Origin of the sequence: Desulfosporosinus acidiphilus SJ4 (assembly GCF_000255115.2) — a bacterium.
Taxonomy (GTDB): domain Bacteria; phylum Bacillota; class Desulfitobacteriia; order Desulfitobacteriales; family Desulfitobacteriaceae; genus Desulfosporosinus; species Desulfosporosinus acidiphilus.
The window spans coordinates 2,290,385-2,308,134 of sequence record NC_018068.1 but is presented as its reverse complement, the minus strand read 5'-3'; the positions used below and the strand labels follow the sequence as shown (position 1 = coordinate 2,308,134).

At 43.7% G+C, this 17,750-nt stretch carries 15 protein-coding genes; 3 read left to right on the top strand and 12 right to left on the bottom strand.

The window, feature by feature from the left end; genetic code table 11:
- Nucleotides 1-102: 102 nt before the first annotated feature.
- From DESACI_RS10640 to fadR, 12 genes are all read right to left on the bottom strand, one after another.
- Nucleotides 103-2,811 (bottom strand): heavy metal translocating P-type ATPase, encoded by a 2,709-nt coding sequence (locus DESACI_RS10640; protein ID WP_242833184.1) that lies wholly within the window; start codon nucleotides 2,809-2,811, stop codon nucleotides 103-105.
- Between the two features lie 78 nt (nucleotides 2,812-2,889).
- Nucleotides 2,890-3,234 carry a metal-sensitive transcriptional regulator gene (locus DESACI_RS10635; protein WP_041276048.1) on the bottom strand — a complete coding sequence of 115 codons (345 nt, stop codon included), beginning with the start codon at nucleotides 3,232-3,234 and terminating at the stop codon, nucleotides 2,890-2,892.
- Nucleotides 3,235-3,366: 132 nt separating this feature from the next.
- A complete protein-coding gene (locus DESACI_RS10630; protein WP_014827198.1) occupies nucleotides 3,367-3,714 on the bottom strand; it encodes a cupin domain-containing protein in 348 nt (115 codons plus the stop codon).
- 90 nt (nucleotides 3,715-3,804) lie between these two features.
- A complete protein-coding gene (gene hutH / locus DESACI_RS10625; protein ID WP_014827197.1) occupies nucleotides 3,805-5,355 on the bottom strand; it encodes a histidine ammonia-lyase in 1,551 nt (516 codons plus the stop codon).
- Nucleotides 5,356-5,500: 145 nt separating this feature from the next.
- The gene (gene hutP / locus DESACI_RS10620) at nucleotides 5,501-5,941 is read right to left on the bottom strand and encodes a histidine utilization transcription antiterminator HutP (protein ID WP_014827196.1); all 441 of its coding nucleotides are present in this window, start codon (nucleotides 5,939-5,941) and stop codon (nucleotides 5,501-5,503) included.
- A gap of 312 nt (nucleotides 5,942-6,253) precedes the next feature.
- Nucleotides 6,254-6,529: an SHOCT domain-containing protein gene (locus tag DESACI_RS10615; RefSeq protein WP_014827195.1), complete on the bottom strand. Its 276-nt coding sequence runs from the start codon at nucleotides 6,527-6,529 to the stop codon at nucleotides 6,254-6,256.
- The gene (locus DESACI_RS10610) at nucleotides 6,526-6,729 is read right to left on the bottom strand and encodes an SHOCT domain-containing protein (protein ID WP_014827194.1); all 204 of its coding nucleotides are present in this window, start codon (nucleotides 6,727-6,729) and stop codon (nucleotides 6,526-6,528) included. The genes DESACI_RS10615 and DESACI_RS10610 overlap by 4 nt, the downstream gene beginning before the upstream one ends.
- 363 nt (nucleotides 6,730-7,092) lie before the next feature.
- Nucleotides 7,093-8,385 (bottom strand): methyl-accepting chemotaxis protein, encoded by a 1,293-nt coding sequence (locus DESACI_RS10605; protein ID WP_148271292.1) that lies wholly within the window; start codon nucleotides 8,383-8,385, stop codon nucleotides 7,093-7,095.
- 160 nt (nucleotides 8,386-8,545) lie between these two features.
- Nucleotides 8,546-10,315 (bottom strand): acyl-CoA dehydrogenase family protein, encoded by a 1,770-nt coding sequence (locus tag DESACI_RS10600; protein WP_014827192.1) that lies wholly within the window; start codon nucleotides 10,313-10,315, stop codon nucleotides 8,546-8,548.
- 344 nt (nucleotides 10,316-10,659) lie between these two features.
- On the bottom strand, nucleotides 10,660-11,817 hold the full coding sequence (locus tag DESACI_RS10595) for a thiolase family protein (protein ID WP_014827191.1): 1,158 nt from the start codon (nucleotides 11,815-11,817) through the stop codon (nucleotides 10,660-10,662).
- 11 nt (nucleotides 11,818-11,828) lie between these two features.
- A complete protein-coding gene (locus DESACI_RS10590) occupies nucleotides 11,829-14,216 on the bottom strand; it encodes a 3-hydroxyacyl-CoA dehydrogenase/enoyl-CoA hydratase family protein (protein ID WP_014827190.1) in 2,388 nt (795 codons plus the stop codon).
- The gene (gene fadR, locus DESACI_RS10585; protein ID WP_014827189.1) at nucleotides 14,203-14,853 is read right to left on the bottom strand and encodes a fatty acid metabolism transcriptional regulator FadR; all 651 of its coding nucleotides are present in this window, start codon (nucleotides 14,851-14,853) and stop codon (nucleotides 14,203-14,205) included. Before fadR ends, DESACI_RS10590 begins: the two co-directional genes overlap by 14 nt.
- 210 nt (nucleotides 14,854-15,063) lie before the next feature.
- Between fadR and DESACI_RS24785 the strand changes: the two genes are divergently transcribed.
- From DESACI_RS24785 to DESACI_RS10575, 3 genes are all read left to right on the top strand, one after another.
- Entirely contained in the window at nucleotides 15,064-15,234 is a 171-nt protein-coding gene (locus DESACI_RS24785; protein WP_014827188.1) for a hypothetical protein, read from the top strand.
- A 342-nt stretch (nucleotides 15,235-15,576) separates the two neighbouring features.
- Nucleotides 15,577-16,302, top strand: coding sequence for a (Fe-S)-binding protein (locus tag DESACI_RS10580; RefSeq protein WP_014827187.1), 726 nt, complete (start codon nucleotides 15,577-15,579; stop codon nucleotides 16,300-16,302).
- Nucleotides 16,302-17,744: a LutB/LldF family L-lactate oxidation iron-sulfur protein gene (locus DESACI_RS10575; protein WP_014827186.1), complete on the top strand. Its 1,443-nt coding sequence runs from the start codon at nucleotides 16,302-16,304 to the stop codon at nucleotides 17,742-17,744. Before DESACI_RS10580 ends, DESACI_RS10575 begins: the two co-directional genes overlap by 1 nt.
- Nucleotides 17,745-17,750 lie beyond the last annotated feature (6 nt).

The window sequence follows — 17,750 nt, the reverse complement described above, 5'->3', positions numbered from 1 at the left end:
TAAAGTATCTTCTACGTTTATACGTTCTCACAAAGGAAAACCTAATATGCCCTTGTGAGAAAAATTAACACTTAAGGTTTTGGCAAACCAAAACGGCCACACTTAGTTCATGAGCGATTTATCATACCGTCTCAGCAACAGTGAACTGGTTACAACAGAGACCGATGAAAAGGCCATAGCCAGACCTGCCCACTCCGGAGGCAAAAGCTGCCCTGTTAAGGGATAAAGAACTCCGGCTGCAATGGGAATTCCGATAGTATTATAAATTAAAGCCCAAAACAGATTTTGTTTAATCTTGCTAAGGGTTTTTCTTCCTAAGCGAATAGCCCGTTCTACATCCAGAAGATCATTGCGGACCAAAACCACGTCGCCGGTTTCCTTAGCAACATCCGTTCCCGAGCCAATGGCAATCCCCACATCCGATTGAGCCAGAGCCGGAGCATCGTTAATTCCGTCTCCCACCATCGCCACCTTGAACCCTTGATCTTGATAACGTTTAATAATATTGATTTTATCCTGGGGCAGGATTTCGGAAATAACCTCACCAATCCCCACTTGCTCGCCAACAACTTGGGCCACCTTATTATTGTCACCGGTAATCATAAAGGTCTTCAAACCGAGACGATGCAGTCTGGCAAGAGCCTCTTTCGTGCTTTCTTTAACCACATCCGCCAGAGCAATTAAACCAATCACACTACCGCCTAAAGCGATAAAACTCGTTGTACGTCCAAGATCAGCCAAACGTTGAAAATCACTTTGTGCATCTCCCACATCTACCTGATATTTATTCATCAGTTTAAGGTTGCCGATGAACAGTTGTTGTCCGCTGAGCAGGCATGAAACTCCGTAACCCGCCTCTTCATGGTAATCAGAGACCTCCTCAATGTTCAACTGTTCTTGTTTAGCCGCTGTGACAACAGCTTGGGCCAAAGGATGAATTGAGGGATGTTCACCTGCAGCAGCAATGCTTAATAGCTCTTGTTTCGTATAATTAGCAAAAGGAATAATATCCGTCACTTCGGGAGTTCCTTTAGTTAAGGTACCGGTTTTATCAAATCCAATGGCTTGCAAATGAGCAATTCCTTCGAGGACAGCCGCAGATTTGAATAATATCCCGCGGTTTAAGCCGACTCCGCTGCCCACCATAATGGCAGTCGGGGTTGCTAAGCCTAAGGCACAAGGGCAAGCAACGACCAAAACCGCAATAGCAGCCGTGAAAGCGAAAACAAACGTCCTGTGCAAACCAAAATACCAGATTATAAATGTTATGAGGGATATGGAAACCACCGCGGGAACAAAGTAGTTTGAGATGGTATCAGCCAAACGCTGAATCGGAGGCTTAACTCCTTGAGCATCCTCAACCATTTTAATGATTCCGGAAAGAACAGTATCTTGTCCCGTCTTTGTAGTCTTTACTTTAATGCTCCCGGAACGGTTTATGGTTGCTCCAATGACAGCATCGCCGACCCCCTTATCAACCGGAATAGATTCCCCGGTTAACATTGCTTCGTCAATACTTCCTTGACCTTCCACAATTTCACCATCCACTGGGATTCTTTCACCTGATTTGACGAAGACAATATCGCCAATTTTCAAGTCAGAAGCGGCTACTTCTTTTTCTTCTCCATTGATCAGCAAACGCGCTCTATCCGCCTGCAGCTCCAGCAAACGTTTTAGGGCTTGTCCCGCACGGCCTTTGGCCTTTGCTTCCAGGTACTTGCCAAAACGCACAAACGTGATCAGCAAGGCAGAAGTATCAAAGAAATTAGGTCCCTTAAAGAACAAGACAGGGAAAAACATATGCAGCGTTGTCATTAAACTATAGCCATAAGAAGCGGTGATCCCAAGGGCTACTAACACATCCATATTAGCCGAGCGATTTTTCAAAGCGTGATAGGCTCCCCGGTAGAAGGTCCAACCCGCAGTAAATTGAACAATTGTAGCCAAAGCAAGAATTAAATACATTAAAGGTCTAGTCATGTGAAGATACATCAGCGGCATAATCGGCAGAGAGAGGACAGCACTGAATATAAGCCAATTGCGCTGTTGAATTGCTATACGATCATCCTGGTTCTCATCCTTAGTCTCCAGAGGAGTATATCCAGCATCACGCACCTGCTGAAAAATTTCCCCCATTGTGACAACACCGGGATCAAATTCAACACTAACCGTCTCATTTGCAAAATTGACTGAAGCTTTTTGAACCCCTTCGGTACCCTTAAGTTTCTTCTCAATGGCCAGGGCACAGTTCGCACAGGTCATGCCGGTTACCTTAAATTGTTGTTTGCCTGCATCTTCACTTTGAGCACCATAGCCGAGGTCTTTGATCTTGGCTAAGATTGTTTCTTCTTGAACAAGATTAGGGTCAATAGATACCGTCAGCTTCTCCGATGCAAAATTGACAGCCGCAGAACTGACACCCGGCATGTTTTTAAGGCCTTTTTCAATGGTTAAAGCACAATTTGCACAGGTCATACCGCTAATCTTAAATTGTTGCTTTGTCTCCTCGGGGGTTAAAGAAATTGATTCAAGAGGAATAATCTTTGAGCCGCTTGCTTCATCAGGACTAATGCCAGCTATCTGAGGTTCAATTGAACCCGATGATTCTGCTGCCTCCGCCGTCTCGTCAACAGGTTTTTCCAAGGAATACCCGGCATCTTCAATTTCATGACGCAGAGCATCCATATCTATCTGAGATGGATCACCAACAAAACTCGCTTTTGAATCTTCCAATGAAACCTTGACCTGATCTACCGTCGGCAATGACGACAATAATTTGGTGACATGATTGACACAATGCTGACAGGACATACCATAAACTCCGATGGTTATCTCTTTACGAATACCCTCTTCATTCAAATTAATCCCTCCTTTCGCCACCTAAAGTTCTTAGCGAATCATACGAAAAATCGTCTTTAAGACCTCATCGACGACCTCGGTTTCTCCGTTTTGCAATTGTTCTTTGACACAAGATTTCATATGTTTTTCCAAAAGCAAACGTGCTGCTCCATCTAACGCCGATTGAGCCGAAGAAATTTGGTTAAGGACATCGTCACAATATACGTGCCGTTCGATCATCCCTTTAATTCCCCGGATTTGACCTTCGATGCGATTCATCCGAGTCACAAGTTCTTTTATCGTTTTATCATCATGATGGCTCAACCGTTCTCCGGAAGTTCCCTTAGCGTTGTAACAATCGGGACACGAATGCCCCTGCTTTTCATCACTATTCATCGAATCACCTCTTGCCAATATAGTATACCCCCCTATTCTATATGTCAAGGAGAAAAAGATTCATGCCCATATTCCTGAACATGAATCGTAATCCTCTATAAAAAATAATTCCCTATTATTGCAAAAGTATTCTTACTTATCCCCTTCTTCCGGAACAATACAAATCATAGAAAACAGTTCTTCTCCTCGATTGGAGAATTGATGAACTGCATTATCAGGCACATAAGCGTAAGAACCTGCCTCTACTTCATGATCTACCCCATCGAGATGGAGAATTCCTTTCCCTCTGACAACATAATTTATATGAGGCCAAGGGTGGCTGTGTTTAGGCGTATAACCCTCAGCTTCCAGATCAAAAAGCCGCATGACGTATCCTTCCCAACCTTCTTTGGGAGATACCAGGACTTTTTTATAAACATTCTTTACTGTGTCGCCCTCGAGTTTATTTCTCAGAGCGTCTTTTTCTCGTGCAACAATCATGTGGTTTTCCTCCTCAACAATAATTTAATCATCTTATTAAATTCTCCTTTTCGGCTCGAACTCCTTTTTTATTCACACTAAAAGGCATGGTTATTCATTGAGACAAGCTTCGACTGCAGCCACAAGTTTACCTGAAGAAACTAAGTCTTTGGCCTGTTGAACATCCGGATACATAATTCGGTCCTCGTGAAGAGTGCTTACGCTGGAGCGAAGAAGCTTATATGCCCCTTGGCTGCCCTTACCTAAGCGAAGTTCCCCGGCTCTCCTTCTTAAATCAATGCCCTGACAAGCTGCTAATAATTCCATTGCCAAAACATTCGCCGCATTTTCGATAATACTGCGGGCCTTACGGGCAGCAATTGTCCCCATACTGACATGATCTTCCTGATTGGCTGAAGACGGTATAGAATCGACACTGGCCGGATGGGCCAAAATTTTATTTTCAGACACTAGAGAAGCAGCAGCATACTGTACAATCATAAATCCTGAATTCAACCCGCCATCCGGTGTTAGAAATGCCGGTAATCCACTTAAATTGGGATTCACTAAACGTTCTAAGCGTCTCTCCGCAATATTGGCCAGTTCTGCCACAGCAATCCCCAGAAAATCCATAGCTAAAGCAATAGGTTGGCCGTGAAAATTCCCTCCCGAAAATACGTCTCCCTGCTCGGGAAATATTAAAGGATTATCCGTTGCTGAATTAATTTCAGTTTCTACGACCCTCTTGACATATTCCAAAGCGTCTTGCGAAGGGCCGTGAACTTGCGCAATACAGCGCAAGGCATAAGCATCTTGAACACGAGGCCGCGGCTCCCCGGCAACATAGGTACTTCCGGCCGTGAGTGTACGAATTTTTTCTGCTGTTTCTATTTGCCCCCGGTGAGGACGAACCGCATGTATTTTAGGATCAAAAGCATCTAGTATTCCTTCAAGAGCTTCTAACGACAAGGCACCCGTAATGTTAGCGGAATGACAAAGTATCTCCGCATCCTGAACAGCCAAAGCAGCAATAGCTGTCATAATTTGAGTTCCATTAATCAGGGCAAGTCCTTCTTTTCCTTCTAAAGCCACTTTCTTAATTCCGGCCAGATCCAGGGCTTCCTTTCCTTTCATGCGCCGTCCCTGATAAAATGCTTCGCCCTCACCAAGAAGAACTAAAACCATGTGCGAGAGCGGAGCGAGATCTCCGCTTGCCCCTAAAGAGCCTTTTTCGGGAATAACCGGAATTATCCCAGCATTTAATACCTCTAGCAGTGTTTCTAACGTTTTTAAGCGAATTCCCGAATACCCTTTGGCAAGAGCATTAGCACGCAAAAGCAAAATTGCTCTCACTACTTCTGCCGGCAGGGGGTCTCCCACTCCTGTGGAATGGCTCATAATCAGGTTTCTTTGCAGCTTTTTGGCATCATCCGTTGAAATAACCACATTGCTGAACATTCCAAAGCCTGTTGTAATTCCGTAAACAGATTTATTATCATTAATCAGCTGTTCCACAAACTCTCGTGATTTAAGAACCTTGTTTTTAGCATTTGGCGTTAAAACCGCCCTGGCACCATGTCTTGCTACTGCAGCCACTTGCTCTAAGGTCAGAGATTCTCCGTCTAAGGCAACTTCAATTTGTGTTTCTGCGATTTTACTCATCTAAATTCCTCCTAATTAAGAGCAACGAAAAAGAGGATTAAACTGAAAACTTTCGTCTTCAGCTTAGCCCTCTGTCATCTAACATCTCTGAGCATACCCTATTCTATTGCAATTTCCATGATTTCATACAGTATTGATAGATTAACTATAAATGATTGATACCCAGCCCACAAACCTCATGTTCATGTCCTTTGATCGGCGCTCCGATCATCCCATACATCCCAACTGCAAGCCATAAATCATCAGTATCTTTAAGCGTTCGAGGTCCAATAACGATAGAAAAGCGCAACCCAACCGTTCGCAAGACATTACCCAGTTGTATCTGACCGCGTCCCAGACCTTGCAAGGCATCCAAGATAGCATGATAGAGTGCATGCTGAGAGCGATAGCGTTCATCCACCAGTCCTTCACGCCTGGCCGCGGTTTCGATGGCGGCAATGATCTTCTGAATATCCATTGAACCTACTTTGCCGTAAGTTACTGCAAATCCTTTATCTCTTGCAGAGGCAGCATACGTATCAATAAGCTCCCCTTCAGCCATGGCTATTAATAGAGCCGTTTTTCCCAAAGATGAACATTGTTCCATCATTAATCCCGACACACTCTCTACTAATTATTTTTGTTCTATCAACTCTATTAGTTTCAGCCTTTCGGCAAGAAGCTAACCCTTCTCTTATCATAGACGAGATTTACAGCGGCGACAATATCAAATTTTAAAATATTCATAATTTCGGAGGAAACCACGTACTTTAAAATGCATGATATAGTCGCTCGATGATATTTCAAGTTACAATTCAATAAAGGGGCAGCAGCAATTTGCTACGCCCCTTATTTGGAGAAGTCTACTTTATTATGATAATTCTATCTTTCAACTAAATGTTTATATTTTGGTTAACCGCTAATTCGTTAAATCATGGTATCTGAGTTGATATTCTTCGGAATCTATTTCTCCCAAGGCATAACGCTCTCGGAGAATCTTTAAGGCAGGGTCATTTTGTTTCTTAAGTAATACCATTTTACCCCCATGACGACGCAGAAAGAAAACTGCTAAAAGAACTAAAATGATAAAAAAGAGAAGATGTAAACCTAGAGAAATTAAAGCCATCCACCCATTTGGAGAATTGTACATCATCCCGTAACCATACCCACGCATAAAATTACTGCCATGCATCATTTTCGTATAACTCCTTCCTCTAATATTTTCTTACGTTCGTTAAATTCCTCTGAATTTATTTCACCACGGGCATAGCGTTCACGAAGAATGTCGAGCGCATTTTGGGTCCTGTTATTCCCTTGATAAGGCAGGCAGCCATGCTTATCGTGATGATATGAAAAATAAGCGATTAGGCAAATTAAAATAAATATGAAAAACATCGAAAATCCCCCCACTTTCTCCTAGTTGCTTCTTATATCCCTATCATTAACCATGTGGAACTATCATAATGAAAGTATATAAGAATTTCCAGCAAAAAAGGTGTGGTTATTGTGAATTTGATTTTAAGATTTATATAAAATTCTTAACATTTTATCGGCGATAAATAAATCACCCATTTATTTCAATTCCCATGATTTAATACAAAGCCCGTAAGGCAGAAACCGTTAGTTCATACCGAATAATAAAGACTTGCTGCCATTTGAAGGGCAACAAGTCTCTTATCAACTTGATCCAACCATTGCATCTAAGCTATTTCATCCTATCATGAGACTCCCACTTCTTGTAAATGGGAGTGGACCCCGTTAAATATTAAAGCGTTCCACCTCTTGAAGAAGTTGATTAGCATTCTGGGCCAATGATTGAGCGGCAACTGCTACTATTTGCATTGTAGAAGCAACTTCCGTTGCCGATACTTCCATCGTTTGGGCTGTTGCAGCTGCCTCTTCGGATATTTTTGTAACATTTTCAACATAGCTAATCATTTCTTCCATACTTCCAAGAGTTTGACCGCTTGATGAAGCGATATCAGAAATGTTTGCTGAAACAACATTTGTTGCTTGAGTAACAATTGATAAAGTGTCCTCCGCCTGTTTAATGGATGTAACGCTTTCTTTGACGATTAAATCTGCTTGCATCATTCCTTTAACCGAATCGTCAATATTCTGCTGAATAGTTACAATTAACTGAGTCACTTGGCTTGTGGATGCGGCCACATTTTCTGCCAGTTTACGGATTTCATCGGCAACCACAGCAAAACCCTTTCCGTGCTCACCGGCTCTGGCAGCTTCAATGGCTGCGTTTAATGCCAATAAATTAGTTTGCTGGGCTACCTGAGCTATTGTCTCGGCAATAGATCCGATTTGATTTGATTGTTCAGCCAAGTCTTCAATCCTCTTCATAGACTTGTTAACAGAATGACTGGTTTTCTCCATTAGAGCTGCAATTTCTGAAAGTTTGACCAAACCTTCTTTTGAATTTTCATCTGATTTTATAGCTTCTACAGAAAGAGCCTTTGAATCTTCCACAATCATTTGTGCAGAACCTGCCAGCTCTCTTATCATTTGTTTCATCTGAAGCATAGTTTGCGATTGATTTTTAGCCTTGGCAGCCATCAGGCTCATATGATCAGCAACCTCACTGTTTGTTGCCGTAACCTCTTCTGAACTCGATGAAAGTTCTTCTGAGGAAATGACCCATGTGTTGGCCATTTCTCTAATTTTAATAATAATTCCTGCGAAGTTTTCCATCATATGATTGAATGCTTTTCCCAATTCGGCTACATCGCTTTTCTCGGAAATATCGATTCTTTGAGTCAGATTACCCCTTGCGACTTGTATTATGCACTCTTCCATCTTATAGATTGGCTTAAGAAAAAAATAATAGTTTTTTAAGGAAGCAAGAATTCCAATTAAAATTCCCGCACTTAAAAAACATAAAAACGTTAAAACAGCTTTTATACCACTAAGCCCTATTAAGTAGATGATTCCTAGCCCCAAGAGTGAGTCTGAAGGAACAACAAATATTTGCGTCTTTAGTATATACCTGCCTAATCCAACATTGTTAGTCCCATTGGAAGATCCCTTATTTGTCTTCATGAAGTTAATCTCCCCTCTTGTTTTTTTCGGAGATACCAAAGCAACATTGACTACGCTTAAGATACATGCGCGAATAGGCCATGTCATTTTTGACGATGGCCTATTCCTTATTTTTTTCTAAGGCTTAATTCTCCATCCCGGTGCGAAAGCAAGGTGATCCTCAGGACGTCGGATAACTCTCTTTTTCAATAACATAACGAGCAATCTCCTGCCTCAGCCCGATTATATCCAGTGTTGGCCGGCGAACAAGTTTTCGCACACCGGCCAAAACGGTACTAAGGGAATCTCCTTTTTCCACTGCGCAAACCACTTCTTTAGCTTGTTGCTCAAGAATATTAAAGGCTTCAAAGGTACCCAGGGTGGCAGCCTTTTCCGTAAATGTTTTATGAGCGGCAGAAACGTCAAGATCCCGAACTTTAAGGGCCCTTAATACGGCACTCTCCATTGCATAAACTTGAAGTACCATTTCAGCCATACCCATTAAGACAAATTGATTATCTTTGATAGCAACCCCTAAATTTTGGGCTGCTAATCCGGCAACCATCAGGCACAATTTTTTGGCTTTCTGCACTAATTGATACAAGCCGTCCAGGCCTTCCGCTTCACCGCTTAATCCGCTGGTCATTAAATCTTTACTCACGGACTGAGCCGCTTGCAGTAAGGGCAGCTCTCCTGTCATGGCTCGTTTAAGCAGCGTTGCGGGAACCAACAGGCGGTTAATCTCATTGGTTCCTTCAAAAAGCCGGTTGATTCTCGAATCACGATACATGCGCTCAATCGGATATTCTTGAATATAGCCATATCCTCCATGAATTTGAACCCCTTCGTCTACCGCAAAATCCAAGACCTCTGAGGCGTAAACTTTATTAAGAGAACATTCAATGGCGTATTCTTCCAAAGCCTTTCCGGCTTCCTTACGGCAATCACCTGTTAAATCAAGTCCGTGGAACCCGTACTCCATCAGCCCGGATGTACGATAAACGACACTTTCAGCCATATATGTTTTAGCTGCGATTTCGGCAATCTTATGTTGAATCGCTCCAAAAGAATTTAGAGGAACGCCAAATTGTTTGCGCTCAGAAGCATATTTTAACGCAGTCTCCAACACTACAGAAGCACTTCCGAGATTGCCCGCGGCCAATTTGAATCGCCCTACATTCAGGATATTAAAGGCGACGACATGACCACGTCCAAGTTCTCCGACGACATTCTCCACCGGCACCATGACATCTTCCAGGATGACTTGACGGGTGGAAGATCCTTTGATCCCCATTTTCTTCTCTTCAGGTCCTAACGATACACCCGGATAGCCTCGTTCGACAATAAAGTTCGTTAACTTTCCGTCTACTTTAGCATAAACCAGGTAGATATCGGCAAAACCTGCATTGGTAATAAATTGCTTCGTTCCATTAAGAATATAATGGGTACCCTCCGCATTAAGTACCGCAGTAGTCTTTGCCCCTAAAGCATCTGAACCTGAACCCGGCTCGGTTAAACAATAGGCGGCAAAGGTTTGACCCGTTGCCAGTCCCGGAAGGTATTTGGCCTTCTGTTCAGGGGTCCCGAAATAAACGATTGGCAAGGTTCCGATGCCTGTATGAGCTGCATAAGAAACAGCAAAGGAGCCGCCACGGGGGACTTCTTCCCCAACAACAACCGTTGCAGCCTTATCCATACTTAAACCACTAAATTCTTCAGGAATCTCTAACCCCAGCAAGCCCAATTCTCCTGCCTGGCGCATAAATCCCTTAATGACACCTTCAGCTTGGGCTTCGATTTCTTCCATCTTAGGAACAACTTCTTTGACCATAAAATTATGCGTCATACGTTTCAGTTGCATATGATCTTCATTTAACTGTTCACGGATAAAAATTTGGTCCGGCTTTACTTCAGTTAACAAAAATCCCCCACCGCGTAATTCTAAATCCATATCTTATCCCCCTCTTTCATGGCTTAATTTCTTTGTTTCTATGACAATCTAAGTAAAACATCCACTCGAACCTAGTTGTCAAAATTCTAAATGTCTATGATCTTAGACTATAACGTTAAGACCTGTTGCCAAGCTTCAAAATATTCAAGCAAGAATCGCCTTTCCATACCCTTTGGGATCAAGACCACGCCTCATCGCAGTTGACGAAGATGTTCAAAGTTCCAGCTCCCAAACTCGAACATCAAACTCCGATCTAAGGGTTTTGAAACTTAAGACATAGAAAGTACGATTCTTTCTTGTACTTTCGGAAAATATAACCTTTGGTTATATACGGATAATTTAGATTAGAGAAGTTCATACACTCCTGCAGCACCCATTCCTCCGCCGATACACATTGTTACCATGCCATATTTAAGCTTGCGTTTTTCCATTTCATGCAAGAGTGTAGCGGTGAGTTTCGCCCCAGTACAACCGAGAGGATGACCAAAGGCAATTGCTCCTCCGTTGACATTGACTTTATTAATATCTATCTCTAAAGTCTTAATAATTGCTAAGGACTGTGAGGCAAATGCTTCATTCAATTCAAAGAGATCGATTTGATCCAAAGTAAGTCCCACCTGCTTTAACACTTTAGGAATAGCTTTGATTGGCCCGATACCCATCAAGTCCGGTTCCACCCCGGCAACGGCAAATCCGCGCCAAACGGCTTTTGGTTTGGCACCTAAAGAAAGGACTTTGCTTTCGGAAGCCAGCAGTGTGATGGCAGCTCCGTCACTTGTCTGGGATGAGTTCCCTGCCGTGACGGTTCCTCCCAGCTTAAAAGCAGGTTTAAGCTTTGCTAAAGATTCCGGCGTGGTCTCCGGACGAATCCCTTCGTCTTTACTGAACCATTTTTCCCCCGGTTTGCCCCAGGTCGGCAGGGGAACCGGTACAATTTCATCATCAAAACGGCCGCTGCTTTGGGCAGCATAAGCTTTTTGATGACTTTGAACCGCAAAAGCATCTTGCTCTTCCCTTGAAATTTCATACTTTCGAGCAACATTCTCGGCGGTAATTCCCATGGATACGTAGACTTCCGGAAGATTGGCAATCATGTAGGGATTAGGGGCAGGTTTTCCCCCACCCATGGGAACCAAAGACATGCTCTCTGCACCGCCGGCAAGCATGACATCGGCTTCCCCTAAACGTATGCGGTCTGCTGCCATGGAAATTGCTTGAAGTCCTGAGGAACAGAACCGGTTGATGGTAACTCCAGGTACATCGATAGGAAGTCCTGCCCGCAAAGCTATGATTCTGGCCATGTTCATCCCTTGTTCTGCTTCCGGAAAAGAACATCCGATGACACAATCGTCGATGTCGGCAGCGTTTAAAGCTGGAACTCCTTTAAGAACGTCTTGAATGACATAGGCTCCCAGGTCATCTGGACGTACTTGAGCCAAAGAGCCCCGGGATGATTTGCCGATAGCTGTCCGCTTCGCTTCAATAATAAAGGCTTGTTGCATGCTTCTCCCCCCTAATTCCGTAATGGCTTGCCTTTCGAGAGCATGTGGCGAATCCGGTCTTGGGTTTTAGGTTCACCCACTAAGCTCAAGAAGGCCTCGCGTTCCAAATCCAAGAGATATTGCTCATCCACAAGTATTCCTGCCGGACGATCTCCCCCGGTCAAGGCATACGCCAGTTTTTTACCAAGGTATTGATCATAGTCTGAAATGTAATTTCCTTGTCTCATACCATACAAGCCCAATTCTAAAGTGGCCCGGACTCCGGGACCGCCTGCTTTAACCTTTGCCGGCAATTTCGGTCTGAAGTTGTTGGCTAAGTCGATAACTCGGGCTTTGGCATCCATGATAATGTGGTCCGGGTTCATGCTGTAACGATCGTGATCACGCAGGAATCCTAATTGCCGAGCTTTTTCAGCACTTGTGGAGACTTGAGCTGTGGCAATGGTTTCGAATCGTTTGGCAAAGAAGTAATCTGGAGCTACCTGAACTCCAGGCAGAACTCCTTCCATCGCTCGCACGGCCATCTCCTTCGTTCCTCCGCCGCCAGGTATCAAGCCGACTCCAAGTTCAACCAAGCCCATGTAGGTTTCTGCTGAGGCTTGTATAGCATGGGAATGCAGACAGATTTCTGCTCCGCCGCCGAGAGTCATGCCAAAAGGTGAGGCCACAATGGGTTTTTTAGCGTATTTCATAGCCAGTGTTGTATTCTGCAAAGCTCGAATCATAAGATCAATTTCATCCCAATTTTCTTCTTCGGCCTCGAGAAGAATTAACATTAAATTAGCACCAACACAGAAGTTCTTACCTTGATTGCCAATCACCATCCCAAGATAGTTTTTTTCCACTTCAACGAGTGACTTTTGGATCATGGTGACAATATCGGCACCAATGGAGTTATTGGGAGAATGGAACTCCAAGCAGGCTACGCCGTCTCCAAGATCAACCAGACTCGCTCCGGGATTGCTGAGGATAACCTTTCCGGCTTTATGAGCTTGTTTGAGTGAAAAGGCATGAGGGCTGACAGATTTCGGGCAGTATTCTCCGTTATTGTAAAACGCGGTCTCTCCCGATTCATTCTTCTGATAGAAGCTGTTGAGGCCTTTAGCCAGTAACTCTTGAACAACGGGCGGAAGATTTCCTCCTTCTGCGACAATCCGATCCGCTGCAGCCTTTACGCCAAGAGCATCCCAGATTTCGAAAGGTCCCATCTTCCAATTGAAGCCCCAGCACAAGCCTTCATCAATGGCTGTAATATCGTCGGCGATCTCTCCGAGCCTATTCGCCGCATAAATTAAAACGGCCTTAAGAATGTTCCAGGAGAACTGAGCTCCAGCGTCATCGCCACTGACAAGAGTACGAATTTTATCCTTGAGACTTCCCGCTGCTTTAGCTTTTTCTAAAGAAGCAAACTTCACTTTTTTCTGGGCAACATAAGTCATTGTCTGAGGATCGAGGACTTCCACCACTTTGCCTTGAGGCCCTTTCGTTTTCTTATAGAAACCTTGTTTGGTTTTGTCACCGAGCCATCCATTTTGCAGCATCGTGTGCATAAACTCGGGAAGCTGGAAATCATCTTTTTCCGCAGGCACCCCTTGGGCAACAGTATTGGCTGTATGCATAAACGTATCTAAGCCAACGAGGTCAACCGTCCGGAAAGAGGCGCTTTTGGGCCGGCCCATGACAGGACCCGTTAGGGCATCAACCTCATCAATTGATAACCCTGAGCGCAACATCTCTTTGAGGGTAACGACGAGACCGAAAACACCAATCCGGTTAGCAATAAAATTAGGAGTATCTTTCGCCAGAATGACTCCTTTACCCAAAACCCGCTCTCCAAATTCAGATAAATAGGAAACAATCTCCGGATCTGTATTGGGCCCAGGTATTATCTCTAAGAGTTTCATATAGCGCGGAGGGTTAAAAAAGTGGGTTCCTAGGAAATACTTTGTGAAGCTCTCAGGAAGTCCCTCCACCATAGCTTTTAATGAGATCCCTGATGTGTTAGAACTTACGATAGTTCCAGGTCGAACATGAGCCGCCACTTTCTTAAAAAGCTCCACCTTAATATCAAGGCGTTCAACGACAACTTCAATGACCCAATCTACTTCACTCAAACGATCTAAGTCGTCACTTATGTTCCCAACTTCAATCCGTTCTGCAAACTCAGGAACGAATAAGGGGGCGGGATTCATCTTCATTAAATTATTCTTATTGGTTTCTGCGATACTGTTCCGAACCCTTCGATCCTCTAGGGTTAAACCTGCCGCTTCATCTTTAGCAGACAGTTTGGCTGGGACAATATCCAACAAAAGACTTGGAATTCCGGCATTTGCCAGATGAGCGGCGATAGTGCTCCCCATGACACCTGATCCCAATACCGCTACTTTACGAATTTGCATTTTCATCCTCCTCTCGTTTCTCATCCGGGATAAGCTGTCTTTTTTCTTCCGTTTTTCTTAACCTCAAAGCACCCTCAAACAACGCCAACATCGGTTCAACCCCACTTACTAAAGTCCGAGGGTGACGAGCCAATACCCAATCGGTAGTGGCTTCATCCAAGGAGCCGAAGATCATTTGACGAGCTACCCAAATATCGACATTAGGAATTTCCCCATGTTCTATACCTAGCAGGATCACCTCCTCGATTAGCTTAAAGTAATCCAATAAGGGGCCATTAATGGCTCTGCGAATACTCAAGTTGGGCTGTCTTAGCTCTAATTGAGTGACTATTGCCAAGGAACGATTATGTTCCATGTTCGAAAAATGAGTTTCAACAATTGTTCTTAAACGTTCCTCTGTCGTCCCACACTGGGCAAGTTTATTGCGGATCACGGCGATAAAATCACCCATACGGGATTGAAACAGCTGAATAAGTATGTCTTCCTTGCTTTTGAAATATAGATAGATCGTACCGTCGGCAACTCCCGCTAATCGGGCAATCTTAGAAACTTGACAATGATAAAAACCTGATTCTGCAATAGCTGTAATTGCAGCATCAAGGATACGTTCATATTTTCCCTCTCGCTGCAAACTCATAATAATTAAACGCCCCTCTGTAAATTCTTCTTGAATGAATATTCATTCATTAATGGGATAATGATACCATATTTGTTCTTAAAAATAAATAGATTTTTCAGAACTTTATAAAACTTATAATTTCGATTCGACTTGACATTCCTTCTTGCTAACGTATGATTAATTTAAGTCTATCTATAGAATTTGATTGAAAGGACGAACACGAGAGAAATGAACGTAAAAATTTTTACTTCTCCAGATACTCGTATTCTTGAAAAAGAGATTAATCAATGGTTTGAAGACAATAGTTGGGTTAAAGTCCTTAATATTACGCAAAGTACAGGATCAGTTACCGTCATTTCGATTTGGTATGCTGAACCGAATGTCCCTATTCTAGGTTAGAATCCATTGATTGAGACTCTACATTTACCTGTTCAATATTAAGTTCTTTAGTTTAAAGTTTAAGCAAGGTAAAAAGCTTAACGAAATGCCTGGGCTTTCTTTTATTCAATCATAGAGGCCGTGTGAAAATTTTGTTTCCCACGCCCCCCTTCCTAGGGCAGTCAACTCCTTCTTAAAAACTGCGGATTCTCTTGAGAACCCGCAGTTTTATTTTTGAACAAATTCACTCTTTCGTGCTATAAATTCTAAGCGAATTGTCTTTCCCGCATCAAAACCTTCCTTGTTAGGAAATACTAACTTCATAATTAATCGTTAACAGTCTTAACGAAGGGATGGTCTGTTATGAAAGTTTCCCTCTTTGCCACTTGCCTGGCGAATGCCCTTTATCCGGACATCGATATGACCATGGCAAAAATCCTCACTTATCTGGGGCTTACGGTAGATGTGCCCGAAGGGCAGGCCTGCTGTGGGCAAATCGCCTTTAATTCCGGTTATTTCGATGATGCTCGGGAAGTAGCACGAACCACTATTAATGCCTTCGAGAAAAGCGAAGTCGTTGTTGGCCCCAGCGGGTCTTGTATAGCCATGATCCATCACTATTACCCATTCTTATTTGAAAACGATCCCGTCTATCTCGCCAAAGCCAAAGACCTGATTCACAAAAGCTATGAGTTTACTCAATTTATTGTTGATGTTCTGCAAAAACCTGATTTAGGGACCAAATATAAGGCCAAAGCCACTTATCACCCTTCCTGTCATGCCACTCGGCTTTTAGGAATTAAAGATGCTCCCCTAACCCTTATTGAACATGTACACGATCTTGAACTTATTCCTTTGCCCGAGTCTCAGTTATGCTGCGGGTTTGGCGGAACCTTTTCTGTCAAGATGCCCAAAATTTCCGAAGCCATGGTCGCTGAAAAAGCGGAACATGTTTTAGAATCAGGAGCTGACTTACTGCTCGGTCTTGATATGGGCTGCCTGATGAATATTTCCGGTTACCTGGAGAAAATTAACAAACCAATTAAAACCATGCATATAATTCAGTTACTTGGGGAGGGAATGAAGTAATGTCCTCATATAATTCCATCGTCGATAAAAGAGTCGATAAGGCCCTAACCAACGACTTTCTGCGCAAAGCTACTCGTCGTGCCACAGATCGTCTGCGCAACAACAAATACCATGCCGTTGACGAACTGGGGGATTGGGAAAAATGGCGGCTGGCCGGTGATACCATTCGCAGCCATGTTATTGCTAATTTGGACTATTATCTAAAACAGCTGGTAACTCAAGTCGAAAAAAACGGAGGGCATGTCCATCTTGCCCAAACTCCTTCAGAAGCGGTAGAAATTGTCCGTAAAATCGCCCAGGATCACGGCGCTAAAACCATCATAAAATCTAAGTCTATGGTTTCGGAAGAGATCCACCTGAATAAAGTCTTGGAAAAGGATGACATCAATGTCGTCGAAACGGATTTAGGAGAGTACATACTGCAAGTTGCCGGGGAAGTCCCATCCCATATCATTGTTCCCGCTATGCATAAAACTCGCCAGCAAGTTGCCGAAATCTTCGAACCCCTAGCCGGACATCCATTGAGTTCGGATACCCCCACCCTAACTCGTTTCGTGCGTCAGGAAATGCGTCAAAAGTTTTTACAAGGCGATATTGGAATCACAGGTTGTAATTTTGCCGTAGCTGAAACCGGCAGTATAGCGATGGTAACCAATGAAGGAAATGGTCGAATGGTGAGTACACTCCCTCGCGTCCAAATTACCCTTATGGGGATGGAGCGCATCGTTCCTTCTTTTCGAGAACTCAGCGTCCTGCTCAACCTTCTTGGCCGGAGTGCCACGGGACAACGGCTTTCCAGTTACACCACGATTCTTACACCTCCTAAGCAAACAACGGAACCTGATGGGTCTGAAGAATTTCATCTGGTCATTTTAGATCATAACCGTTCTGAAATACTTGGTGATCCCACTTTCCGCCAGTCCTTAAAATGTATCCGCTGCGGAGCCTGCTTTAACGTCTGCCCCGTCTATCGCCAAATTGGAGGCCACGCCTATGGTTCTGTCTATTCCGGACCAATAGGCTCTGTCATTACACCTTTGCTGGAAAATGATTGGGAAAAGTGGGGGCATCTCCCTTACTTTTCTTCCCTTTGCGGTGCCTGCAGCGAAGCCTGTCCTGTGCGCATTCCTCTTCACGATCTGCTCGTTAAACTAAGAGCGCGCAAAACCATGACAGGGCATACTCCTTCCATCGAAAAAACAATTTTCCATGCCTATCGCTATATGTTTACCCATGAAAAAACCTTGCGCCATGCACTTCGCCTGGGGGCACGTTTTCAGTTCCCCTTCGTCCAGCATGACCGGATTGTCAGCGGTCCTCCCCCTCTTTCTAATTGGACCAAAAGCAAGACCTTGCCCAAGTTAGCCCCCAAATCCTTTATGTACTTATGGGCAGAAGCAAAAAACAGAGGAATAACCCCCACTCCCGATTCCAAAGAGTAAGATGAG